Below are 7,214 nucleotides of genomic sequence, written 5' to 3'. Positions count from 1 at the left end.
GTCCAGCGTTTGCGCGCTATCACGCGCCTGCCAGTCGCGGGCCAGTTGCTCGGCGGCGGCCGGGTCGGCAGCGTGGCCGAGCATGAAGGTCAGCGTCAGGCTCTGGCCCGGTGCAAGCATGAAGTGGCCCGCCAGCGCAGCGCAGGGGTCTGCGCCCCCTGCGGCGCTTTGGCCCAGCGCGGCGGGAATCACCAGTCGGCCCGCCGCGTCGAAGAACTCGCTTCGATCGCAGGTCCACTGCAGCGGGCCGGGCAAGCCGGCGGCGGATAAAAAGGCCGTGTTGCCGCCGAAGCCGGCGCGGCTTTCACGCTGTTTGGCGAGCACGGCCGTGAAGGCCGGGTCGTCGGATTTCCAGGCGCGGACAGTGCGGCGTTCGTGGCGCGCGGCGCCCATTTGCCACTCGACCATGGCAAGCGCGCGCAACCGGCGCGTTTCGCCGCCCTGGTTGTGCAGTTGCAGTTGCACAAGCTTGACAGGCTCGTTGATGTCGACAAAATACGTGGTCTCCACCTTCAGCGCGCCGTGCAGGGATTCAAAGGCGGAATAGCCCTGGCCGTGGCGCACGCGGCAAGATGCGCCGCTGTCGGCGCAAGCGCTCAAGGGCAGCAGTGCCTGCGTGTCCAGGTCCTGCAGCAGGTAGTGTTCAAAACAGGGGTCGGCCACCGGGTCGTTGGACCAGGGCGTGAGCTGGTGCAGCCGGCTGTTGACCGCCCAGGTGTAGCCGGCGCCGGCTTCAGAGACCTGGAAGCCGAAGGCGGAATTGGCGATCACGTTGACCCAGGGGCGGGGCGGGCGATGGGCTTCGTCCACCACAAACTGGAACTCGCCGGTGGCGGCATCAAAGTGGCCTTGCGGTGCTTGCGCGGTACCGGCGGCGTGGGGCGCGGGCAGCAGGGCCCTGGCGGGCGTGCCGGTGCGCTGCGGGTTGCCGATGGCTTGAAGTGCCGCGGCCTGCTGCTCCAGCGGCCGGCCGTCGGCCACGAGGATGACCCGCGCCAGGCCCGTGAGGGCGGCTTTCTCGGAAGGCACGATCTCCTGCTCGCGCAGCAGGAAAAAACCGCCGGCGTCCCGGCCCGGAAAGCTGTTTTCAGCCTGCCGCAGCGTGCGGTCGCGCAAGGCGAGGATGTCGCGCTGCAGCGGCATCAGGTAGGAGTTGACCTCGCTGTTGAGGATCACCACGTCGGCGGTCAGCCCGCAAAAACTCCACCAGGGCTGGGCCTGCAGCAGGGAGTGCACCAGCGCCATGCCGTTGCTGGAGTGGATGAGCACCAGCACGATGGGCTTGTCACCGGACAAGCCGAAGCGCCAGAGCTGGCGCTGGTCCACCAGGCCACGCTCACCCACCGCGCGGGTGCAGCTGTACATCAGCGCGGTGTTGAGGTCCTGCAGCGCGGCGTTTTCCTCGGGGTCCACGCCGAGGTCGCGCAGCCGCACCTGGGCCAGCGTGGCGGCCATGCGGGTGGCGCGTTCCACGTGCATGGGCTGCAGGTATTTGTCGATGCGCGCGGCCAGCTCGTCGGTGTCGGGCGCGGCGGCGGTGGCAAAGCTGAGCCTTGCCACACCGCCGGCCGGGATGCGTATGCGCACGCGCAGCCCGGCCACCGGGTCCAGCCCGTTGATGGGCGCGCCGCCTTCGCCGTGGATCTGCGTTTGCAGCGCGGGCTCGGCGGGGCCGCGGTTGCGCCCCAGGAAGGCACGGCGGTCCGCGATGAAGTCGATGGACCGCACGTTGGCCTCCGAATCCGCCAGGAAGTGCGCCACCGCCATGGCCGGGTCGCCTTGCAGCCGGGCCTTGCGCGTCAGCAGCAGTGCGCGCCACTCGGCGTGCCACTGGGTCTCGATGAACAGATTGGAGAAAGCCGGATGGGCTTCGTCGGCGCGCGGGTCGGTCAGCACGGCCTCAAAACATGACACGACGTCCAGCGTGATATCGGCGCTGGAGACGTTGTGCAGCGTGACGGTGCGTATCTCGGTGTCGTCTTCGGGGCTGACAAGCACGGTGGTCCGCATTTCCAGCTGGTCCGATGCCGCATCAAACTGCACGCGGTCGGCCAGGAAGGTGGCCTTGTAGCGCCAGTCCGGGTGCGGCGCGGGGTGCAGCGTGAGGGACGAGAGCCGGTCCTGGCCCGCCGGGCGCAGGTAAATGAAGGTGCCGCAGGCATCGCGCAACAGGTCGTCGCGCCAGCGCGAAATGTTCCAGGTCTTGTCGCCGCTGCGCCAGCGGCTGACGCCGGCGCCGTTGGCGCGAAGGGCCACGCTGTAGCGCCCGTTCGACAGCAACTGGGTAGGCTGCCAGCCGGGCGCGGCGGGGTCCAGTTCGCGCGAGTGGTAGAGCCGGGCCTGGGCCGTGTCGTCCGGCTCGGGGAGGGCGCGGGGATCGGCGCTTTCAATGATCTGGCGCGGCGTCTTTTCATGCAGCAACGACTCAAAGGCCTGCATCAGCGGCGCCGAGGAGAACCAGCGCCGCGGTGCTTCGTCGCACAGCACATTGCACAGCGCCACCAGCGACATGCCCTGGTGGTGCGCCATGAAGGTGTTGACCAGGCTCAGTGCCTGCGCGCCGGGCTGGCGCGCGACGGTGAAATCCAGCGCATCGGCAAAACCATACTCACCGCGCGCCCCCCATTGGTCGAGCTGGCGCAGGTTGGCCACCGCCTGCTGCGGATCAAACTGGGTGGCCATCACGCTGGCATAGGGTGCGACCACGCGGTCCGTGGGCGGCGTGCGGCGCAGGGCCAGGCGCGGCACGCCGAAGGGCGAGTACTGGAAGGCCAGCGTGTGGTCCTGGGCGAAATAGGCCGATTCCGAGACACCCCAGGGCAGACCCTGGGATTCGCCGTAGGCCTGCTGCTCCTTGACCGCGGCCAGGCCGGAGACATGCAGCAAGCCTTCGTCGGGCTCCATCATCACCAGCGAGGGCATCAGGTATTCAAACATCGAGCCCGACCAGGATTTGAGGCCGGGCGTGACGCCGACGGTCAGGAAGGCCCGGCCCAGCGCCTGCCAGTGGCGCCGGGGTACGTCGCCTTTGGCAATCGCCAGGAAGCTGGTGAGGCGCGACTCCGATGCCATCAGGTCGTAAAAGCTCGCGTCCAGCGCCTGCTCATGCACGCGCAGGCCGATGTGAAAAAGGTGGCGCTTGCTGCTGTAAAGGCCGCTGAAGTCCATGGCCATGCACAGCTTTTCGGAGCGCTCGCCGAGCGCCATCAAGCGGGCGGCTTCAGCCGGCTCGGTACCCGCCTGGATCGCCAGCTGGCGAAGGGACTGCGCCACCGCCAGCAGGTGGCCTGCGAGGTTGCCGCTGTCCACGGTGGAGACATAGGCCGGCAGCAGCACTTGCAGCGTGCGCGTTTCATACCAGTTGAAGAGATGGCCCTTGTGCTTGGGCAGGGCTTCCACCGTGTCCAGCGTGGCGGCCAGCCGTTTGGCCATTTCGGTGCCGGTGATCCAGCCGAATTCGCGCGCGCAGGCCACGGCCAGCAAATAAAGGCCGATGTTGGTGGGCGAGGTGCGGTGGGCCAGCGTGGGCTCCGGCTCCATTTGCAGGTTGTCCGGCGGCAGGTGCTGGTCTTCGGGGCCCACACACCGTTCAAAGAAACTCCAGGTCTGGCGCGCCAGTTTCAGGAGGTAGTCGCGGTCGGTGGCGTTCAGCGCGCCGTGCGGCGCGCGCATAGCCGGCTTGCTGCCCCACCAGGCGATCACCGGCGCCAATGCCCACAACAGGAAGAGCGCGGGGCCGGCTACCGGATGGGGACTCCAGGCGGCGGCCACGGCGAGCGCTGCGCAGGCGGCGACCACGGCGGCATGGCCGCGCACAAAGGTGTCCAGTGTGTATTGCGCCGAGGCCTGCGCCTGGGCGGCGGTGGTCCACTGCAGCAGGCGCCGGCGGCTGAAGGCCAYGCGCCAGAGAGCCCTCGCCACGGCGTCGGCCATGAGGGCGGCCTGCACCGCCAGATGGCTGAACTGCCAGGCCGCCTGCGCCAGGGCGCGGCCCACATCGCGCATGCCGACGTCAAAAAAGTGCAGCCAGGCGATGCCGCGGCGCGTGGGAATCAACCCCGCCAGTGCGCCCATCAGCGGGCCGGCCAGGAAGGCCAGGAAACTCAGGGCCAGGGCGGTGCCCAGCGGCAGCGCACCGGTGAAGACCAGCCACGCCAGCAGCGCGAAGCAGGCCGGCGCGATCAGCGAGCGGCGCAGGTTGTCGGCCATGCGCCACAGGCCCAGGGCATCTATGCCGAAGGCGGCGGGGCGCAGCATCAGCGGCAGCAACTGCCAGTCGCCGCGCGTCCAGCGGTGCACGCGCGAGGCCGCCACGCCGGCATGGTGCGGGTGGTCTTCCATCAGCACCACGTCGCCCGCATAGCCGCAGCGCGCGATGCTGCCCTCGAGCAGGTCGTGGCTCAGAATGGCGCCTTCGGGCAGCCGGCGGTCCAGCACGGCGTGCACGGCCTCGACATGCAGCAGGCCCTTGCCGGTGAAATTGCCCATGCCGAACACGTCCTGGTAGAGGTCGGAGGTGCCGCTGCTGTAAGGGTCCAGCCCGCGCTGGCCGGCAAAGAGGCTATGGAATACCGACCGCTCGTGGTGCGCCGACAGCGGCGTGGCCACGCGGGGCTGCAGGATGCCGTAGCCGGCGGTCACACGCCGGGTTTTGCGGTCGATGTGCGGAGTGTTGAGCGGATGCGCGGCAATTGACACGAGTTCGCGCAGTGACCCCGCGGGCAGGGTGGTGTCGCTGTCCAGCGTGACCACGTAGCGTGTGCCTTCGGCCAGCCGCGTGTCACCGCCGACGGGCAGGAAGCCGGGCGCGGAGCGCTGTGCCAGGTGGCGCAGCAGCATCTCGAGCTTGCCGCGCTTGCGCTCCCAGCCAATCCAGCGGCGCTCGCCGGCCGACCAGGTGCGCGGGCGGTGCAGCAGCACAAAGCGGGCGGGCGCGCCCTGGGCCACGGGGTAGGCCGCGTTCAGGGCACGCAGCCGGGCCAGTGCATCGTCCAGCAGGGCCTGGTCACCGGGCGTGCGTTCGGTGTCGGCGTCGGCCCAGTCGGTGAGCAGCGCGAATTGCGCGTTGGCCTCCCGGCTGGCCAGCCAGTGCAGATGCAGGCGGTGCGCCAGCTCGCCGTTGGCTTCAATCGACGACAGCATGGAGGGGATCACCACCAGCACGCGGTGCTCGGGCGGAATGCCGGCGCTGAAGTCCAGGCGCGCCAGCGGCTGTATGCGGGTGGATTCGGCGATCAGGCGATGGATCAGCGCGACGACGGCTTCGGAGGCCGGCCATGCCATGAGGAACACCGCCACCCAGGCGGGCCAGGGCAGCAGCAGCACGGTCAGCGGGTGAAGCGCCCAGGTGAGCAGCGCGGCGGTGCCCGCGGCCCAGGCGGCCGCGAACAGGGGCAGGCGCCAGGCGCGCGGCGTTTCGGAGGCGGGCAAAGCCTTGCGCGGGCCCGCCGCCGGGCGCAGCGCGGCCTCGAGCAGCGGACGGCCCGGGCCTATCAGGTAGTAGCCCGCGGTGCGCGCGACCATGGAGTTGTTGGGCTGGCGTGCCGCGGCCAGAACGGCTTCGGCGACGGCGCGCTCCGATTTTCCGCTTTGCTGCGCCAGCCGCTCCATGGCGCGTGTGATCTGCTGGCGCGTCATCTCGCTTTCGCGTGAGAAGCTGGGCAAACGGCGCAGTACCTGCAGGGAATGGCTGACGGGCTCGATCAGCTCGACCCATTCGACCTGTCCGATCAGCCGCAGGGTGGTGATGATGTTGCTGACGGTCAGGTTGGCGGCCACCTGCACGGTTTGCCCTTCGCCGATCATGCCCAGGGCGTCGGTGCAGTGCTGCTCCGTCCAGCGCACCAGCAGGAGTGCCGGATGCAATTCGGGTTCTGTGCGCTCGACGGGCATGCGCTGCCACAGCTGGGTGAGGTAGCTGCGCTCCAGGCCGTGGGCCTGCATGAGCGCCAGCAGTTCGTCGAGGTCGCGCAGGCTCAGCGCGTCGGCTTGGTCCCAGGCGGCGTGGGCCACCTCGCGCGCGACCTTGTTCCAGGCGATGCGGTCGGCCATGCGGCGCAGGTTTTCCAGCAGCACCACGCGCAGGGTGGTGGGCAAGGCCCAGAGTTCGCCGAGGTTGAGCTCGCTGACCTCCTGGTAGGCATGCAAAAAGGCGGTGAACAGCACCGGGTCCAGCACGCTGTCGGTGTGCGCCACATAGGCCCAGGCGATGCCGTAGACGCGCGGCAGGCCCTGCAGGGGCTTGTCAGCCAGCTTGGGCAGGTCGGCGTAATAACGGTGCGGCACGCCCTCCTGGATCTGCTGCAGCTGCGCCTCGACCAGGTGAAAGTTGTCGAGCAGCCATTCGGCCGCGGGCGTGACGTAATGGCCGCTGAGCGAGGTCAGCGCAATGTAGTCGTAGGCCAGGCGGATGGCGGCGATATTCTCCTGCACGCGCGGGAAAAACGGCGGGCCGCTGTGCTCGCTGCCGGCGGGTAGCACGGCTTGCGCTGCGGCCAGGCTGCGGCCGTGCTCTTCAAAACGCTGGGCGCCGAAGAGCTCAGCGCGTATGGGCTGCTGTATGTCACTGCGGGGCGTGGCAAGAAGTTGCCGGGCGTAGGCGCTTAAGGTGTCCAGCCGCTCGACGACAGCCGTAGCCACTCGCTCAGGCTATGGCAAGAAGGCCGAGGCAGAGCGCCACGATGAGCGCAACCGTCACGATGCGCGGCGACATCACGGAATGCGCGGATTGCAAGCCGGTCTGGAGCGTGAAGAAACGGCCGCGCGAATGCGCGCACTGGTCCATGTGCGACGCCAGGTCGGCGGCGTCGGTGGAAACAAAATCGGTGTGAAGGGCCGACGGCCTGTCGGCCATGATCTCCAGGGTGGTCATGATTTTGCGCTCCGGGGTGGGGAGCACGGCGATGCGGGATGCCGCATCGCGCCGTGCTGTCTCCATCCTAGGGAGCGCGGGCCGGCGGCGCCATCGGAAGAGGCTGGAGTTGGTCTAGGACAAAGCCTACAGTGGGGGTTTTGGGCATCCCTGCGGCTGTCCGCACTCCCTCTGTTCTCTTTGCTGAGGGCTGCTGGCCGGGGGTTGCCCGGCGGCAACTTACTTTTCTTTTGCTTCGCCAAAAGAAAAGTAAGCAAAAGAAAAGGCGACCCTGGTTGCTGCGTCCCTTCGCTTCGCTACGGGCAACCTGCGGTGCTCGGTTCAGGCGGGGTCTCGCTAAACT

At 68.8% G+C, this 7,214-nt stretch carries 2 protein-coding genes; both read right to left on the bottom strand.

Going from position 1 to position 7,214, the window contains the following annotated elements; translation table 11 throughout:
- On the bottom strand, positions 1 to 6,639 hold a 6,639-nt coding region (locus AC1D0P_RS18730; protein WP_477678133.1), incomplete at its 3' end, for a glucoamylase family protein.
- 4 nt (positions 6,640 to 6,643) lie between these two features.
- Positions 6,644 to 6,871, bottom strand: coding sequence for a hypothetical protein (locus AC1D0P_RS18725; protein WP_477678132.1), 228 nt, complete (start codon positions 6,869 to 6,871; stop codon positions 6,644 to 6,646).
- Positions 6,872 to 7,214: the final 343 nt, after the last annotated feature.

The organism is Polaromonas sp. P1_G2, assembly GCF_056405515.1.
This window is presented reverse-complemented; position numbering and strand designations above follow the sequence as displayed.